The following is a 17,993-nucleotide window of genomic DNA, read 5'->3' on the forward strand; positions in this document are numbered from 1 at the left end:
TTCTCCGGGTAAAAACCTTGTTGTGGAAGGGTTTATATGTTTAGACGTCCCTGTGCATCACACAATTAACTGGAATAAAGTCCTATTTTTAAGAATTAATCCTTTCGCCTACTTCGGATTACGAAATATTCTGTTATATTAAGAGCTGGTAATAAAAATTTCAAGGTGAAGGGATGTTATGTGGATGAAGAAAGTTTTTGCAGGATGGCTCTCGGTAGTGCTGGTATTGTCAGCGTTTGTGCCGACAATGGCCGCAAATGAAACGGGGGTCAGTGCGACTGAACAAGCGACTGCGCTTGAAGTCAGCCGTTCGGTCTTTTCATTGACCGAAGCGCGCACTGTCGAAGTGTCGGCTGATTTAGGCGAAGGGGTCGACTTGGAAGATGTCGAATTCCAATTTGGCGGAAAGCCATTGTCTGAATGGCAGCAATGGACAGAAGGCCAAAACTATAATGGCGACCCGTTCATCACGGTCGTTGAAGAGCCTTCTTTTGTGGAAGGCACGAACAAAATCACTGCGGTGCTGGAATTCGGTTTATTGTACGGGACGGATGATTTATCCAACCGCACGATCCGCACTCAATACCAGCAATTTATCGGTGACTATGAACTGGCGCTGATTGATGCGGCAAGCGGCGACAAAGCGACAGCGACTGTCGAATTGAACGTCTACGATGAGTTCAAGTTTTACGATGAATTAAAACCGGCGATCGATGACATTTTCGAAGCCGCTGAACAAGATGCGGACAACGATCGCTACCTCGAATATCAGACCGTCGGCAAAACGGTGGAAGGGCGCGATATTCATTTCGTCATTTTGGCACGAGATGAAGCAGCGGTCGATCAGTATTTGAATGAAACTTTGCCGACTGCACTCGAAGATCCGGAAAGTTTAATTGAAAAACTCGAGAACGATACGATGGGCGATTACCAAGTGCCAATCTGGTTCAATAATATCCACCCGGACGAAGTGGAAGGCGTGGATGTACAAGTTGAGCTATTGGAGAAATTCGCTTTGGAAGACGAAGTGAAATTCATGAATACAGACGGCGAGACGGAATTCGAAGAGAACTTGAATGTGGACGAAGTTTTGGACGATGCGATTTTCCTCTATATGTTCACGAGCAACCCGGATGGCAGAGCGGCCAACACGCGCGCGAACGCCGAGGGCTTTGACTTGAACCGCGACAATGCGTACCAGACGCAAGTGGAAACGCAGCAAGTGAATGAAGTGCTGTCGAAATGGACGCCGCTATCATTTGTGGATTTCCACGGCTATGTAGACGGATTCTTGATCGAACCGGCAACACCGCCGCATAACCCGAACTTTGAATACGATTTGTTGATCGACAATATGATGGAACAAGCCAATGCGATGGGGCAGGCGGGCATCGCCAATTCCGAGCTGACGTCTTATTTCATTGCCAAAGACGGTTATGGTTCCGGTTGGGATGATATGACGCCAGCGTACACCGCGATTTATGCGATGCTTCACGGATCGCTCGGCCATACGATCGAAGTGCCGACACTGAGCCAGGACGGCTATAATGCGTTAGTCGGCAGTGGCCTTGGTGCGGCGAATTATGTGCATGACAATAAAGACCAATTGTACAAAGAGCAATTGGAGATTTTCAAGCGCGGCGTGGACGGGGAAGATAACCGTGCCGTCGATGAATATTACGTCAATGCGGCGGGTGAAGTGATCGGCCGTGACCGCGGAGACAATGAAAACTTTTTCCCGGATTATTACGTGATTCCGACAGATGACAAGAACCAGAAGAATGCATTGGAAGCGTATAAGATGGCGGATTATTTGATTCGCAACGGCGTGGAAGTCGAAAAGACCGTGAAACCTGTCGAAGTGGACGGTGTCACGTATCCGAAAGGCACATTCATCGTGCCGATGGACCAAGCGAAGCGCGGCTTGGCGAACGCCATGCTCTATGAAGGCGATAACGTTTCTGACTGGGACGCGATGTATGACCCGATCGTCGTCAACTTCTCCGATTTGAGAGGCTTTGATCTGGAAGAAGTTCGTGTTGAAAATGCATTCGATGGAAAGACGCAAGAACTTGAAGAAGCGGTGATTCCGACAAGCACGGTAAAAGGAAACCCGCCGAAACAAATTCTCGAGAACTCCACGAACGATGCAATCCGCGTCGTCAACGCGCTACTTGCTGACGGCAAAACAGTGGAAGTGTTGACGGAAAGTAAAGGCAAAGCGGAAGCAGGCGATTTCGTCGTCGCGACGAACGACCTTCGCGCGTATGCCGATGATTATTATTTTGAAACACAAGTATTCGGCAACGGCAAAAATGCCGAAACCGAAGTATTGGAGCAGCCGAGTGTTGCGGCAACTGGTTCTGCACAATTGAACTTCTCGTTGCGCCAGCTCGGATTTGAACTGACGGACGCTGCAGGAGCGGACGTCATCGTCAGCGATGGCGGTTCATTTAACGCAGCACAAGTCACCGGCAAAACTTTTGTCGGGATTGGTGCACCAGCACTTAATGCAGTAAGTAAGAGCGGCTTGCTTCCAGGATTTGCGTATACGAGTACCGGAAGCAGACACGAAGGACTCGTGAAAGCAGACGTCGCGGAGCATCCGCTGACTGCCGGGTACGAGCAGGAAGAAAATCTCTACGTCACAACCGGTTCATGGATTTCGGGCGTTCCGGAAGGCGCAGAAGTGCTCGCAAGTTTCCAGGACAGCGACGATTTCTATCTCGCCGGCTGGTGGCCTGGCTATGAACAGGCACAAGGCCAAACGATGGCCATCACGGCTGAGCAGGGAGAGACGACGTTTAATTTGTTTGCCAACTCTCTCGCATTCCGTGCCCATACCGAACATAGCTACCGTTTCATTGCGAATTCGATTTACGATGCGGTGAGCGTTGAAGCTGAAGTGGTAGAGAAGGGGAAAGGAAAAGGGAAAAGGAAGAAGAAGCAGTAGTTGGTGTCCCTGTGCACCACACAATTCTCCGGATAAGAAGCTTGATATAGCGGCGTTTGTGTGATGCGACGCCCCTGTGCACGACACAATTCGGGATCCGCTCCATTCGATAATGGAGCGGATCCTTTTTATTATTGGACGGAATTTCGGGAGCCGAATGATTTGAATTCATAGAGCTGTAAGAGTAATCTGAAAATAGATTTGAGAGGAGTGGAAGTAAATGGTGAAAGCAATTCCAGAAGTGACATTAAATGACGGCACGACTTTGCCGGTGACAGGGCTCGGTACATACGGACTATGGGGCAATGCCGGGGCGAACGCCGTCAGCAGTGGCATCAACGCGGGATACCGCTTGATCGATACGGCGTATAATTACGAAAACGAAGGCGCGGTCGGCGAAGGCATTCGGCGCAGCGGCATTCCACGAGAAGAGCTGTGGGTGACGTCCAAGCTGCCGGGGCGCTATCACACATACGAAAAAGCTTTGGTGGCGATTCAGGAATCGCTATTCCGTGCGCAATTGGATTATTTCGACCTCTATTTGATTCACTGGCCGTTGCCGAATCAAGATACGTACGTGGAAGCTTGGCAAGCGTTGATCGACGCACAGAAATGGGGACTCGTCCGCTCGATCGGCGTCAGCAATTTCCTGCCTGAGCATTTGGAGCGCATCATCAAAGAGACGGGCGTCACGCCGAGCGTGAACCAAGTGGAATTGCATCCGTTCTTTAACCAGGCGCATCAGCGAAAAGCGCATACCGAGCACAACATCCAAACTCAGTCGTGGAGCCCGATCGCGAGGGCGAAGGATATCATGACGAACGATACCGTCCGCCAGATTGCGGAAGCTCATCACAAAACCATCGCGCAAGTCGTCTTGCGCTGGCAATATCAAATCGGTTCGGTATCGATTCCTCGCTCTACCTCGCCTGAGCGCCAACGCGAAAACCTGGCCATTTTCGATTTTGAATTAAGCGACAGTGAAATGGCGGCGATTTCGGAATTGTCCCGTCCGGATGGAAGGTTGTTTGATATGGACCCGGCGACGCATGAGGAGTTTTAATGAAAAGCTAAGTAGCTTAAGCCATTTGAAAATGATTTGTGCTGAACTTCATTCTAAAAAATCAAGTTCTGCAACAAACTAGAAGACCCGCCAATCCGTTTAGGGATCGGCGGGTCTTTAGGCTTTTTTTGAAAATCAATATTCCCCGTACAACGCCGTCCACGTTTTGACCCCAACAATGCCATCGACGTGCAATCCCTTATCGGCCTGATATTGCCGAACGTTCCTAGTGGTTTCGGGCCCGAAGACGCCATCGACTTCCGTCTTCAATCCGTAATTGTTCAATGTCCACTGCAGCAATTCCACTTCGATGCGCTGACTGCCTTGGTGCAAGGTGTATTGGTGTTCCGGTGAGATCGCCATTACATTCTTCAGCCTGGCGGGGAGTTGGGTGTCATCCGAAGGCTGTTGATGTTCGGCGTAAATGGCGACCCACGTATACATGCCGACGATGCCGTCGACTACGAGGCCTTTATCCTGCTGGTATTGCCGGACGTTCCGGTCGGTCTTTGGCCCGAAGATACCATCGACTTCCGTTTTCAATCCGTAATCGTTCAAGGTCCATTGGAGCAGCTCGACTTCAATCCGTTTGCTTCCTTGGCGCAGCGTGAATTGATGCTCCGGGGCGATGTCCATCAGTTTCTCGAGGTTTTCGGGTAGCTGGTTTTCTGTTGCCGATCCATGGCTTGCGGCAGCGGCTGAATCAAAAGACAGGGGAAGTGCAGCGAATAATCCGAATGCGAGAAGCAGTGGAAGCCAAATTTTCTTCATGGCGGATTCCTCCCGAATGATTAGTTGCTTCATGTATACCCGCTTCATTATCAAAAACAACGAAATGTTCAGAGGCTAATGATCGCCGAGCGGTTCCGCAAGGCCGACAAGAATCCCTTCAGGCCCGCGAATATAGCATAGCCGGTACACGTCTTCGTATTGCACCACTTCGCTAACAAGCTTGGCGCCGTGTCTCGTGAGTCTAGCGACCATGTCGTCGATATTTTTGACCGCGAACATGACGCGTAAATACCCGAGTGAATTGACCGGGGCTGTCCGGTGATCGCTGGTAACAGCCGGTGTGAGAAAGCATGACAATTCAATCCGGCTGTGGCCGTCCGGCGTCACCAGCATGGCGATTTCGACTTGTTGGTCGCCAAGCCCCGTGACGCGTCCCGCCCATGTGCCTTCGACCATGCCGCGGCCTTCGAGTTCCAAGCCGATTTCTTCGAAGAATGCGATGGCGTCGTCGAGTGACTCCACGACGATACCGACGTTGTCCATGCGGAGTAATTGATTGTTCTCCATGAGATTGTCTCCTTCCTTTTGAATAGCGATGGTTCATATCCATTCTCTTTAAAGCGACGGATTCCTTCCGAATAAAAAACGGGAACGATGCCAGTAAAGCATCGTTCCCGTTTTCGTTTCCTAAACAGATTTACTTGGCTGCGTGCGCAGCGGTTTGCTGAGTCGAAACTGCCTGGGTATTTGTTTTAATGAAGATAAACAGCAGGCCGATCGCTGCGAATGATAAAAAGGCAATCGGATAGGACATGCTGTCGATCAAGATGCCCGCTGCGATCGATCCAATCGATTGGCCGATGCCGAGCGAGAAGAATGACAAGCTTACGCCGACAGAAGGCGTATCCGGGAAATGGCGCGTGCCCCAGACGATGAATAAGCCGGTCATGAAAATGAATGAGATGCCGAACAGGATTGCCGACAGGAAAATCGAAGCAGGGTGCGGAATGGTCAGGGTGACAAGAGATGCGGTCGCGACCAACACGCCGAGACGGTAAGACCAGCCGAGCCCGATGCGCTGAATGATGGTCCCGGCGATGCCGCCGATGATGCCGGCGGCGCCCATGACGATCCAGAAGACCATGCTTCCGCTTGTCGAGAAATCGTGCGTTTCGGTCAAGTAGCTTCGTGAAAAGGTCCAATAAATGGAGGAGCTGAAACCGATGCCTATTGCTGCGAGAATCATAAAGCGCGCTTGGCCGAGCAGGCTTAGTTTAAACTTGCTGCCAGTGGATTGTTCCGGTTCTTGTTTCGCTCGCTTGATCGCGCGTGCATTCCACCACAGCGTCAAAAATGCCAGAATCGCGAACAGCACATAGCCCCAGCGCCATTGCTCGGCAAATACCAATGCGACAGGGCCGCTCGCGACGACCCCGACGCTCGTTCCTGTATTAATCCACGTATTGCCTTTGTCGCGTTCGCGGCTCTCAAGTGATTGTGCAACGACTTGGCTGAAGGCGGGGGAGACCCAGCCGCTACCGAGTCCTGCGACAAATGCGCTGATGGCAAGCGTATAGAAGCCTTGCGATGCCGTCATTCCAAGCATGCCGATAAAAGCGGTCGCTCCCGAATACAACACGACGCGGCGGGCACTCATTTTATGAATGAAAATGGCCGCTGTCACCAAGGCCAGCGTATAGGCGGCGTAGGCCACCGAACCGATCAATCCCGACTGGCTTTCGGATAGGCTTAAGGTGCTGCTGATTTCCGGCAAGAACAAACCAAAACTGTATCTGGCGAATGCATAGGTGACACCAATCATGGCGATGCCGGGCAAAACGATTTTCCACATAATAGTTCACTCCTTCTTTAGATAGAACGGTCATTATATTTTTTGGCTAAAAAAATATAACTATAACATACGATCTTGACTTGATTTATAGATAGAGCGGTCACTATATTCCTAGGGTAAAAAAAGTAAGCGACCGCTTACTTATAAATGCTGGACCAAAGCCATCAAGGCATCTTCGACTTCATCCAACGGAGAAATTTCGGCTAAGGAGACGGCCCCTTCAAACAACAACGACAAGCGCGCCGCTTCGGTAGGCGTGAGCCCGTTCGACAGGAACAGCTGTCTTGTGTCTTCTTTATGATTCGTCACGAGTTGGACAATCGGATGGTCGGGCTCGCTGACGAATTCTTCTTTCGCCCGCAAGAACATGCAGCCATTGAAAGCGGTATGCTTTAGCCAATTCAAATGGCCGATTGCCAGCCGTTCTGCGACCGATCCTGTCGCTTGTTGTTTCGCCTGTTCGAGATAATCCATATAGACCTGCGATCTGCGGGTCAAGATCTCCAAGATCAGTTCGTCTTTGGAATTAAAATGATTATACAGCGTCATCAGCGCCACGTCCGCTTCCTGGACAATTGCCTTCAAGCCAATGGCATGAAAGCCGTGCTGGTAAAACAGCTGTTCTGCAGCCACCAGCAAATCTTCTTTTTTGGTGCTCATGAGCCATTCCCCCATTGGTTTAGATATAACGGTCACTCTAAAATTAACAGCTATAGTAAATGAGTGCAAGCGATAACCGTTCAAGCTGAACGAGGCGTGAGGGTTTCGCTGTCCATGCGGAGGGTAAAGAATTGGACAAAGATGGTAACGAAAAATAGAGATTGTTTTGCAGGAGTTTGATTGCCAATAGGGAAATACGCATATATCAGGAAGCCAGATGAATTCAAAGATGTAGTGGAAGACGGGGAGCAGGAGGTGTACACGATGAAACGGATCTTAGCCATTAGCGATATTCACGGAGAGCTGGACTTGTTCAATGAGTTGCTGGAGAAAGTGTCGTATGACGCATCGAATGACCAGCTGATTTTACTCGGCGATTATGTGGACCGCGGACCGGATTCCAAAGGCGTGCTGGAGCGGGTCATCGAATTGAATCAGCAGGGCGCGATTGTGCTGCGCGGCAATCACGACCAAATGATGTTGGAAGCAGCGAGAGGAGAAACCGGCGCAGCGGGAAACTGGCTGCGCAACAGGGCACTTTCCACATTGCAAAGTTATGATTCTTCCATAGAAGGCATGAAGCTCCCAGTGACGGAGCTGTTTTGGACCCATATCGAGTTTTTACGAGAAACGAAGTTCTATTATGAAACAGATGGCTACCTATTCGTGCATGCAGGTGTTCAGCCTGGTGTTCCGGTTGAAGGGACAGATCCGTACGTATTAATGTGGATCCGCGATGAATTTCATCGAGGCTATGCAGGCGATAAGAAAGTCGTCTTCGGGCACACACCGACGTTTAATTTGAGAGGGTCGAATGATACGAGCGTTTATTTTGGCGACAACCGCATCATCGGGATCGATGGGGGCGCGGTGTACGGCGGGCAGTTGAATTGCCTGGAGCTGCCGGGTGAGCAGGTTTATTTTGTGAGGAAAGAATGAAGTGTGCGTTTGTCCATAATCTGCTGTGTCCTGCGCTTTGGTTAGCGTGGGCATTTTTAATTCACCAATAAAATGTGAGCGCCTGTTCCTGAAAGTTGTTGAATTACCGAATAACCGAGCGGTGCTGTTTCAAACCTCGTGCCATCCAGCCGATTATAAGCAGCATTAGCACTGTGCTAACAATCAGCGCAACGAGGTTCGGTGTGGCTTTAGTGTACAGGTCATTAACGCTCGTCACCGTTAGCCATTCCATGAACGAGGTGTCGGCGAATGCTTGGTAAACGGCGAGTGTGTTGTTGGCGCTGTGAAGCAAAATCGGCGCGAGTAAATTGCCGCTTTTAACATACAGGAGGGACGCGATGACCGCGAACAGGAAAGCGCCAAAAAAATTGAGATGGAAGACGGCGAAGATCAAGCTCGTGATGCCGATGCCTTTCCACAAACCGAATACGTTCATCAGCTGATTCAAGAGAACGCCGCGGAAGACGAACTCTTCTGCGATCGGTGCGATGACGGCGACGATGACCCCGGTGGCGGCCAAATACCAAACAGCGTCGGGAAGCGGCTGCGGCGTGAGGAAGAGATTTACGAGCGCGGGCGCCGTTGCCATCAGCCCCCGCAATAACAGCCAATAGACGCTCATGGAAAACACCAGGAGCAAGAACGTAAGCCCGACAATCGGCAATAGCCAGCGGACGATGCCGCTGAAAAAGACGACTTCGCGCAGTTTCACGCCGCGCTTTTGGAAATAATAGCTGCAAATCCACACCGGCAGGACGATGTAGAAAACGAGCAGCATGACGATGCTATTCAGGAACGGGTTGCCGGCAGTTTGCAGTAAGAAAGAAATCAAGACGATGGATGCGACTGTCATCAAACCGAGAATAAACCGTGGCTTCTTTTCCCCGACCATCCTCATCGCCGCCTTTCGTTAAGGTGCAGAATGAATGATATTTTGACTTTATAGTAGCATGATTTGGCTTGAAGGATGGGAGAAATGAATGGACGAAGCCCCTCTAAAAAAATGTGGAGCGTAATAAAGGAATTGTTAATTGCTGAAGAGAACTTGTAATGAAACTGAACCATATTAAAAAGAATAAATGACAAAGTATTGGGGTGAGAACGATATGTCCAGGTTGGCTACTGCCATTAGCAACTTAAAGCAAAGGTTAGACGAGGGTGGCTTTCTATGGATCCAACAAGAAGACGGCTATCTAGGGAAGACTAAGGTCAAATTCAATGGCCCTGCGACGGAAAAAGAAATTGAGGAGTTCCCTTTTAAACTCCCCGCCGATTATGAAGAGTTTTTAAGGCTGCACCACGGCGGGCGTCTCTTTTTTACAGAAGACGGTGGGAATAATGGGATGGAACTGTATACTATAGAACAAATTCTGGAACACCGATCCTATTATGGTGATGACTTTCCTGATAACTGGTTTCCGGTCGCGACAGGTTATGATGGCTCGTTTTTGATTGTTACGGATCAGCATATAGGTGGCGGATACTTAAGTTGGTTTGATACGGGCAATAACTTCGAACATGACCTAGCCATCGGAATGAGCTTTGAAGAATGGCTTGAAAAATTGATTATTACTCAAGGTTCTAACTTCTGGGATTGGGATATTAGGAAGCGGACAGGGATGTGATCAAGCGCCGATAGAGACTGAGGAAGGAAGCAAGTAAGTAGTGTTGTTGAGCATCAACTGTGTAATCCAATCTAGCTATCAAGCAAAATAAAAAAAGCCGCATGTTGATATGCGGCTTTGCTGTAAATATCACTATCTCAATCAGTGCTTAGTTAGTTACTTCAAATTCAATGTTCTGTGGTTCCGAAAGTGTTTCATAAGTCTCAGTCAACATGGATTCGCTGATTACAACTCGGACTTTCTCTACTTTAGCCGGATCCGTTTTTATGACTACGCCAACTTCTCCCGCTTTGCTTACGGCGCCGTAATAATCGGGATCCTGTGCTTCATCATAGTCGATAAAGTCTTTCCAATCGTATGCGACCTCAATTTTCTCTTGCTTGCCTTCTGAGAACAAGACGATTTCATTGATTCCGCTGAAAGTAACGTCTTGATCAGAGGTGTTATCTGCAGTGTATTTAATATAGAAGTAATTAAACTCTGCTCCAATCGGTTCGTCTGTATACATATTGTTTATATCGAATTGCTGATCTTCAGAGACGTTGCTCGCTTTTTTGAATGATGCTTCTTCCAATGTAATGTTCACCGGATCAGCGTCATATGATTTATTCTCAGCTACGACAGACAACACTTCAGATGTTTGCTCAGGTTGCTCTTCCGCTTCTGCTTCTTCAGTTTCTGTCCAAGCCTCGCCGTTTTCTTCGCTGAACATATCTTCTAACTGCGACATATTGGCAAAGATAGCTTCATCCAAATTCTCGTCATCCACAATCATGTAGTTACCTTCATCGTCTTTTTCTAAGTTTAATTCGACCGACCGGGTAACGAGTGGGACGTCTTCTGCAGTCATGTATTTCACCATGGCTTTTTCAGTCATTTCTTCAAAGGCTTTTTCCGACTCCGGTGTCTCTTCTTCAAAAGCGCTAGCAAAAGCCAAGGGCATGATTTCAGCCATCGTGCTGGTCATGACACTTCCCATATCAATAGAGGTGATTTCAGTTTTAATTACTGCTTTATCCCCTTCAGCTGATACTTCTTCAGGGCTCTCAAAGTCATAATCTTTTGAGATGTTTTCAAATACAGTCATTGCCAGTTCTTCATCGGCTTCCTCGCCTGATTCTTCATTGGTCGTCAGGCTTTCAGTCCCGCCTTGAACATAAGAACCCGCTTTTTCAAAATCGTTCTTTTGGATGGCAGTTAAAAATTCATCGACAGTAGCGCTTGGATTATCGGATCCACAGCCTGCCAGAAGGCCGGTAATCATACCGACGAACATTAAACTTGCTACTTTTTTCTTTATCATTCTCATTGCACCGTCTTTCTTTTCTACTATATTTCCTAATAAATAGTATCATTATTTGGATGAATTTGGAACATGGTTTTTGTTGTTTATAACAAATATATACTTTTTTAGAAACGTGTAAAATAGCAGGATTATGCTTGAGAACGGCAACATAAAGGGAAAGGCTTCAAAAGCAGGTTTTCTAAAGAAAAAAAGAGGATATGTATGCGAGCCCCAAGTTCCATGGGAAACTGGCTAGTTAGGGAATCGGGGGTTCAGCTAGGTGATTTTTTTTCGGTTTATTATAGTAACTATACTTATTTGGATGTTCCAGTGGGGGATGTCGCTCTCTGCCAAACGTTTACAAACCCAGCCTCCATTGATATATTGAGCGAGAAGAGAGCGTTTTCTATATGCGCTTGGAAAAGGGGTTAATCAAATGGATGTAAAATTTCCGATTGGGCAAATGGAAGTTCCGGAACAAGTAACGAATGAAGATGTCAAAATATGGCTTAACGAAATCAATAGCTACACGACGCGTCTTCGCGAAGTGGTGGATTCCTTGGACGATGAAGACTTGAATAAGACCTATCGAGAAGGCAGCTGGACGGTGCGTCAGCTGGTGCACCATATTGCAGATTCGCAATTGTCTTTGTATCACCGCCTGAAAATGGCATTGACGGAATACCAACCAACAGTGTCTGAGTTCGACCAGGACAAATGGGCGTATCTGCCGGATAATCGCCTGCCGGTGGAAAGTTCAATCCGCATGCTGGAAGGGTTGAACGAACGGATCGTCGCACTTGGAAACTATGTAACGGGCACACAATTGGACCGTGTTTTCATCCACGAAACGGACGGCGAGGTTCGTGTCGCTGAAAACTTGGCGAAGCTGTCCTGGCACGAGGAGCATCATCTGGCGCATATTCGGATTGCGTTGGGGATGGATCTTTAGTTTTCCGCTTTTCTTAGTTGTCCCTGTGCATCACACAATTCTAGAGATGAGATTGTTGAAATGGCAGGGTTTCAGATGTTAGATGTCCCTGTGCGTGACACAATTTAACAGGCCGTATCGGAGACTACAGCGTTTCCGGTTCGGCCTTTTTACGTAAGGACATAAGTTTGCGTGGAATTGCATGACTACTCGACATAATCTGACAATAATAGGATACTGGAAGATGAAGATTTCAATTTAAACACAGCTTGTGCGCACGACTCATGAAGACTTGAAGTGCAACGAGCGAGGGGAGAATACATATGGAGAATTCATTAATCCAGGCTGATGACCTGCTGACATTGTGGGGCATCATCGTTATCGTCGCGGCGATGAGCATCGTGCTCGAGCAGAAATACAGCTGGGCCGGGAAGATTTCCGGCGCTGTCATTGCGCTCGTTTCTGCCATCATCTTATCGAATACCGGGATTATCCCAACGGCGTCGCCTGCGTATGACGCGGTGTGGGCATTTATCGTGCCGCTCGCAATTCCGCTGTTGTTGTTCCACGTGAACTTCAAGAAAATCTGGAAAGAAAGCGGGCGCATGCTGCTTATTTTCCTGATCAGTTCGATCGGGACCGTCGCCGGGACGATCCTCAGTTTCTTCTTATTAAAGGATACGATTCCGTTTCTTGACCGCATCGGCGGCATGATGGGCGCATCTTATGTCGGGGGCGGCGTCAATTTTGCCGCGATGACGGCGAAGTTCGATGCTCCGGAAGATCTGGTGTCTGCGACTGTGGTAGCGGACAATTTGATGATGGCGCTCGTGTTCATTACCTTGATGGCGATTCCGACATTCGGTTTCTTCCGGAAAACTTACCCGCATCCGCACGTTTTGCAAGTGGAGCGGGAAGCGGAGTCGAACGGGGGCAAGACCAACGCCGAAAACTTCTGGAAGCGCCAGGATATTTCATTGAAAGATATGGCCATGTCACTCGGGACTGCATTTTTCCTTGTCGTGGTCGCGACGAAGATCGCTGAATTTTTCGCCGGCATCATTCCGTCCGGCGAAGAAGTGGGGTTCGGCTGGAATTTACTCAGCGGCTTGATCGGCGATCAATATTTGGTGCTGACGACTTTGACCTTCCTTGCGCTTGCGTTGTTCCCGCGCTATTTTGAGGGCATCAACGGCAGCCAAGAAATCGGGACATTTTTGATTTACTTATTCTTCGTGGTCATCGGCATTCCGGCGTCAATCCCATTGATTGTCCAGAACGCGCCGCTATTGCTGGTCTTTGTTGCGGTTATTGTGATCGTTAATTTGACTGTGTCGCTGACAGCCGGGAAGTTATTGAAATACGACCTTGAAGAGATTTTATTGGTCGTTAACGCCAACGTGGGCGGCCCGACAACGGCTGCTGCGATGGCGATTGCCAAAGGCTGGCGCGAACTGATCGGGCCGATTTTGGTGGTCGGGACGATTGGCTATGTCATTGGCAACTATATTGGGACGACGCTTGGATTGTGGTTTGCGACGATGATGTGATGTGGTCGTGTCCCTGTGCAAGGCACAATTCCGGGAGGGAAATAGCTGCAGTGGCGGCATTTCAGGTGCGATGCGTCCCTGTGCGCCACACAATTCAATCAGTCGGGAGGAGTTGGAGCAATCATGGACAAGAAAGAATGCGATGTGGTGACACCAAATGGCGTAAAGGAAAAGAAGCTCGAAGTGATCGATGGCTATACGATCAAGTATCACGCCAACGGAAAAACGATATGGTCTAAAGGGAAAATTGTGGACGGCGAGCCGGAGGGTTATTGGGAATGGTACCGGGCCGACGGGACTTTAAAACGCTCTGGCCATTTTGAACAGGGCGAACCGATAGGCGAATGGATTACGTATGACAGCAAAGGCGAAACGTATAAGGTGACGAATCGGAATAGATAGTGTCCCTGTGCATCACACAATTTCAGCAGCAAGATCCTTGTCGCAGCAGGATTTTCGTTTCAGAGTGTCCCTGTGCGCCACACAATTCAATCAAAAAAGCCGTCCCGGAAACTGAAGTGTTTCCGGGACGGTTTTTTTCATGTCTTATGATTTTTCTGCTTCTTGCACAGCTTTCACGCTATTCGGGTCGAAAAACTTGTCGACCAAATCATAGATAGTGATGAGTTCGTAAAGAATCGTGAATTCCGGCGGGAACAGCGTCGGATGGAGCGCGTCGTTTGCCGGGACGCGTTTGCTGTTTTCCCAGAATAGGTCGGTGATGCTTTTTAGTTGCGCTTGATGTTTTTCGTGATCGAAATTGATGGAATGCTGAAGGTCGTTTGCGAGTGTCGCCACGGCATCCATCACAATTTCCCGCTCGGCTTGTGTCCACTGGATGTCTTGGATCGGGACGCGGAGCAAGGCGTTCAAATGGTATTCGAAATTATCGAGGAACAACAATTGCCGTTCTGCCATCTGCAACTCGGCTTCACGGTTGCGGACCCATGGATACAAGCTCGCTTCGTCGCGCTGGTAATGAACCAATTTCTCGGTCTTGCGGATTTCTGTTGTCAGCTGTTTGACGATTTTCTTATCTTCCTGGAGGGTTGCATCGCCGCCGAACAGGATGGTCTGGAAAGTGTGTTCAAGCATGCTTCCTGCGCGGCCGCTGATGCTGTGGATGCTTTTCAAAATATCCGTGCTGTAATTCGGCGGAAACACGAGCATATTAACAGCGGTCGAGACGACCAGGCCGATTGTCGTCGTTCCGAGGCGAATGAAGAACGAGAACAAGAAATGGTCGTGGATGACTTCCACCATCGCGACAGAAGTCAAAGTCGCGACGAGTAAACCGGCATGCAGCTTAAGACGATAACAAACCAAAATCGTAGCGACCGCGGCCAAGGTATAGGTGATCGGGGAATTCCCGAATAAGGTGATAAAGAGCACGGCGAAAGCCGAACCGATTGCGGATGCCGGGAAACGGACCAGGCCTTTTTTTATCGAATCGCTAACCGTCGGCTCGATCGTCACGATGGCTGTGATGACTGCGAAGACAGGCGGCCAATTGAACCAGACGCAGATCGTCGCCGTCAAAAAGATCGCGAGACCGGTTTTCACTATTCGGCTGCCGTTGAAACGCAGGGATCGCATCATAAGATAAGTACTGGCTCCTTTTCATGGAATGACTGTATTTTCAGTATATCATCCGTGTCGAGAGGGGAAACGGCTGTGTCCCTGTGCACCACACAATTCGGAGGGGCAGATCCTTGGTGTAGCAGTATTTTGGTGAAAGAACGTCCCTGTGCATCACACAATTTAAGTTGATTCCCATTAAATTGGTGAAAAGTCCCAAATTCAACCAGTTGAATGTTAGAATGAACACATAATTAGCGTGAGGGGTTTTTAGATGATAAGAGAAAATGATAAGGTACTGTCGATTCAAAATTTGACGATGACTTATGGTGGCAAAAAAGTATTGAATGGAATCAATCTTGAAGTGGCGAGAGGCGAAATCATCGGTTACATCGGGCCAAACGGTGCGGGCAAAAGCACGACGGTGAAAATCATGCTCGGGCTGATCGATGATTACCAGGGACAAGTGGTGATTTTCGGGCAGGATATTGCATCGGGGGATCCATCTTATAAAAAGAAAATCGGCTATGTGCCTGAAAATGCGGAAGCCTATGACAATTTGACGGCGATGGAGTATTTGGTCTTTACCGGAGAGCTGTACGGGATGGACCGGGACGCGGCGCAGTCGAAAGCGGAGCGGCTATTAAGGCAGTTTGAGTTGCAGGATGTCGGCCATTCCCGGTTGTCTTCTTTTTCAAAAGGCATGAAGCAAAAAGTGCTGATCATCGCGAGCCTGCTTCACGACCCGGATCTATTGTTTTGGGACGAGCCGCTCAGTGGGCTTGACGCCAATAGTATGATGGTCATCCAGGAGATCTTGGCGCAGTTGGCGGCGCAAGGAAAAACGATTTTTTATTCGTCACATATCATGGATCTCGTGGAGAAAATCAGCAACCGCATCGTGCTGTTGGTAAAAGGGGAAGTGGTGGCGGATGCGACGTTTGAAGAACTGAAGGAGATGAGCGAGGAAGGGTCGCTTTCCGGCATTTTCAATCAATTGACCGGCTTCACGGAGCATCGCAGCAAGGCCAAGGACTTCGTGTCGATCGTTCAGGGAGACGAGGAGTATGCGTGAATTCCAATCACTGAAGTTCCTCGGCTCATTTAAAAGCATTTTCACCCGTTTTGGCGTCGATTATGTGGTCATGGAAAAAATACTACGGATCAAATTGACGATGGACGAGCGGCGCGTGCCAACGATTTTCGGCGATAACGGCAAAAAGAAGAAGGAAGGCAACCAGTTCCTGAAATCGCTGTGGGTCTACGGGCTTTACAGTTTGATCTTGATCCCGTTTTTATTGCTCGGGGAAAACTATATGTATCAATTGAGCCTCGTTTTTGGCATGATCCTGTTCATCTTGATGACCTCGATGATTTCCGATTTTTCCGTCGTGCTATTGGATATTCGGGATAAGAACATCATCCAGACCAAGCCGGTCAATAAAAAGACCATCGCGGCGGCAAAAATTGTCCATATCATGATTTATATGACATTTGTGGCAGGGGCTTTTACGACGATTCCGTTTCTGGTCGGCTTGTTTCGGCACGGCATTATTTTTTCGTTGATTTTCCTCATTGAACTCGTGTTGACGATTTTATTGGTCGTCGTCTTGACGTCCTTGCTGTATTTATTCATCTTGCGCTTTTTCGACGGGGAGAAGCTGAAAGACATCATCAATTACGTTCAGATTTTGCTGTCGGTCGGAGTGGTTGTCGGCTATCAAGTATTGATCCGGTCCTTTGAATTTGTGGATTTGAATATGGAATATGCGTTCAGCTGGTGGCATTTTCTCATTCCGCCGCTTTGGTACGGAGCGCCATTTGAAGTGTTTTTGAACGGCAATACATCGAGCCATTTCATCTGGTTCACGGTGCTTGCGGTGCTGGTGCCAATTATCGCTATTTATGCTTATGCCAAACTGATGCCATCGTTTGAACGCAATCTTGAAAAGCTGTTGAGCGACACGAAAGCCCGCAAGAAATCCAGGAGTTGGCTGGACGAGGCCGGCGCTAAATTGCTATGCCGTTCGAATGAAGAACGCGTCTTTTACCGATTCGCGGCATCGATGATGAAAAAAGAACGCGAATTCAAACTGAAGGTGTTCCCGATGCTCGGGATGTCATTGTTTTTCCCGTTTCTCTTGATTTTCACCTATTCAGTCGACGGCGGCTTGGAAGAGATTTCAGGCGGTAATATGTTCATGTTCATCTATTTCTGCAACGTCATCATTCCGAGCGTCGTATTCATGCTGAAATTTTCGGAAGGCTATAAAGGCAGCTGGCTGTTCCGGGCAGCACCGATTGAACAGCCATCCAGTGCCTATAGCGGTACCTTAAAAGCTTTCTTTGTGAAAATATATTTGCCGATTTTCCTGTTCTTGTCCATCATCTTCATCTGGATTTTCTCGGTGAGAATTCTGCCGGATTTGGCAGCGGTTTTGATCGGAGGGCTTTTGCAAATATTAATCACCTATAAAATTGCGAATGAAGGCGAATTTCCGTTCTCCACTTCTTTCGAATTCACCCAAGAATCAGGCGGCGCGAAGATGTTGCTTCTGACACTGATAACGGGAGCTTTTGTGGGCATGCATTTCCTTGCGAATGCGTTCGATTCCGGTATTTATGTGTATCTCGTAGTATTATTGGTGGCTGTAGTGATTGGGTGGCGAGTGGTGTTTCCGAAAAGGAAGACAGTGGCTGCATTTTAGTGTGTCCCTGTGCACCACACAATTCGGAGGGTCAGATCCTTGGTGTAGCAGTATTTCGGTGAAAGAACGTCCCTGTGCATCACACAATTTGACGCA

The 17,993-nt window shown here is 48.6% G+C and carries 16 protein-coding genes; 9 read left to right on the forward strand and 7 right to left on the reverse strand.

The annotated features are described in order from the left end of the window. Positions 1-184: 184 nt before the first annotated feature. Together AUC31_RS01810 and AUC31_RS01815 are read left to right on the forward strand one after the other, a co-directional pair. Entirely contained in the window at positions 185-2,953 is a 2,769-nt protein-coding gene (locus AUC31_RS01810; RefSeq protein WP_237150686.1) for a M14 family metallopeptidase, read from the forward strand. A gap of 220 nt (positions 2,954-3,173) precedes the next feature. Further along, positions 3,174-4,016 carry an aldo/keto reductase gene (locus AUC31_RS01815; protein WP_058381655.1) on the forward strand — a complete coding sequence of 281 codons (843 nt, stop codon included), beginning with the start codon at positions 3,174-3,176 and terminating at the stop codon, positions 4,014-4,016. Positions 4,017-4,151: 135 nt separating this feature from the next. On the opposite strand, the gene AUC31_RS01820 is transcribed toward AUC31_RS01815, so the two are convergent. From AUC31_RS01820 to AUC31_RS01835, 4 genes are all read right to left on the reverse strand, one after another. After that, positions 4,152-4,787 carry a peptidoglycan-binding domain-containing protein gene (locus tag AUC31_RS01820; protein ID WP_058381654.1) on the reverse strand — a complete coding sequence of 212 codons (636 nt, stop codon included), beginning with the start codon at positions 4,785-4,787 and terminating at the stop codon, positions 4,152-4,154. A gap of 75 nt (positions 4,788-4,862) precedes the next feature. Continuing rightward, positions 4,863-5,315: a VOC family protein gene (locus AUC31_RS01825; RefSeq protein ID WP_058381653.1), complete on the reverse strand. Its 453-nt coding sequence runs from the start codon at positions 5,313-5,315 to the stop codon at positions 4,863-4,865. Between the two features lie 130 nt (positions 5,316-5,445). Then, positions 5,446-6,600, reverse strand: a complete 1,155-nt coding sequence (locus AUC31_RS01830) for an MFS transporter (protein WP_058381652.1) — start codon at positions 6,598-6,600, stop codon at positions 5,446-5,448. A 141-nt stretch (positions 6,601-6,741) separates the two neighbouring features. Further along, positions 6,742-7,260, reverse strand: coding sequence for a TetR/AcrR family transcriptional regulator (locus AUC31_RS01835; protein ID WP_058381651.1), 519 nt, complete (start codon positions 7,258-7,260; stop codon positions 6,742-6,744). 264 nt (positions 7,261-7,524) lie between these two features. Here AUC31_RS01835 and AUC31_RS01840 point away from each other — a divergent pair, with 264 nt between their 5' ends. Further along, on the forward strand, positions 7,525-8,199 hold the full coding sequence (locus AUC31_RS01840) for a metallophosphoesterase family protein (protein ID WP_058381650.1): 675 nt from the start codon (positions 7,525-7,527) through the stop codon (positions 8,197-8,199). A 103-nt stretch (positions 8,200-8,302) separates the two neighbouring features. Here AUC31_RS01840 and AUC31_RS01845 read toward each other — a convergent pair whose 3' ends face one another. Continuing rightward, positions 8,303-9,112, reverse strand: coding sequence for a CPBP family intramembrane glutamic endopeptidase (locus AUC31_RS01845; RefSeq protein WP_058381649.1), 810 nt, complete (start codon positions 9,110-9,112; stop codon positions 8,303-8,305). A 187-nt stretch (positions 9,113-9,299) separates the two neighbouring features. On the opposite strand from AUC31_RS01845, the gene AUC31_RS01850 reads away from it, so the two are divergent. Beyond that, complete coding sequence (locus tag AUC31_RS01850) at positions 9,300-9,845, forward strand: SMI1/KNR4 family protein (RefSeq protein WP_083509107.1); 546 nt, start codon at positions 9,300-9,302, stop codon at positions 9,843-9,845. 148 nt (positions 9,846-9,993) lie between these two features. On the opposite strand, the gene AUC31_RS01855 is transcribed toward AUC31_RS01850, so the two are convergent. Next, positions 9,994-11,154: a hypothetical protein gene (locus tag AUC31_RS01855; protein ID WP_157073444.1), complete on the reverse strand. Its 1,161-nt coding sequence runs from the start codon at positions 11,152-11,154 to the stop codon at positions 9,994-9,996. Positions 11,155-11,566: 412 nt separating this feature from the next. Here AUC31_RS01855 and AUC31_RS01865 point away from each other — a divergent pair, with 412 nt between their 5' ends. The 3 genes from AUC31_RS01865 to AUC31_RS01875 all read left to right on the forward strand — a co-directional run bounded on the left by AUC31_RS01865 (position 11,567) and on the right by AUC31_RS01875 (position 14,013). Next, a complete protein-coding gene (locus AUC31_RS01865; protein ID WP_058381645.1) occupies positions 11,567-12,082 on the forward strand; it encodes a YfiT family bacillithiol transferase in 516 nt (171 codons plus the stop codon). A gap of 302 nt (positions 12,083-12,384) precedes the next feature. Further along, on the forward strand, positions 12,385-13,611 hold the full coding sequence (locus tag AUC31_RS01870; protein WP_058381644.1) for a DUF819 family protein: 1,227 nt from the start codon (positions 12,385-12,387) through the stop codon (positions 13,609-13,611). Between the two features lie 123 nt (positions 13,612-13,734). Continuing rightward, positions 13,735-14,013 carry a toxin-antitoxin system YwqK family antitoxin gene (locus tag AUC31_RS01875; RefSeq protein WP_058381643.1) on the forward strand — a complete coding sequence of 93 codons (279 nt, stop codon included), beginning with the start codon at positions 13,735-13,737 and terminating at the stop codon, positions 14,011-14,013. Positions 14,014-14,157: 144 nt separating this feature from the next. Here AUC31_RS01875 and AUC31_RS01880 read toward each other — a convergent pair whose 3' ends face one another. After that, positions 14,158-15,207 (reverse strand): aromatic acid exporter family protein, encoded by a 1,050-nt coding sequence (locus AUC31_RS01880; protein ID WP_058383695.1) that lies wholly within the window; start codon positions 15,205-15,207, stop codon positions 14,158-14,160. Positions 15,208-15,463: 256 nt separating this feature from the next. Here AUC31_RS01880 and AUC31_RS01885 point away from each other — a divergent pair, with 256 nt between their 5' ends. Together AUC31_RS01885 and AUC31_RS01890 are read left to right on the forward strand one after the other, a co-directional pair. Continuing rightward, positions 15,464-16,264 (forward strand): ABC transporter ATP-binding protein, encoded by an 801-nt coding sequence (locus AUC31_RS01885; RefSeq protein ID WP_058381642.1) that lies wholly within the window; start codon positions 15,464-15,466, stop codon positions 16,262-16,264. Then, positions 16,257-17,897: a hypothetical protein gene (locus AUC31_RS01890; protein ID WP_058381641.1), complete on the forward strand. Its 1,641-nt coding sequence runs from the start codon at positions 16,257-16,259 to the stop codon at positions 17,895-17,897. The genes AUC31_RS01885 and AUC31_RS01890 overlap by 8 nt, the downstream gene beginning before the upstream one ends. Positions 17,898-17,993 lie beyond the last annotated feature (96 nt).

This window comes from Planococcus rifietoensis, from assembly GCF_001465795.2.
Classification (GTDB): domain Bacteria; phylum Bacillota; class Bacilli; order Bacillales_A; family Planococcaceae; genus Planococcus; species Planococcus rifietoensis.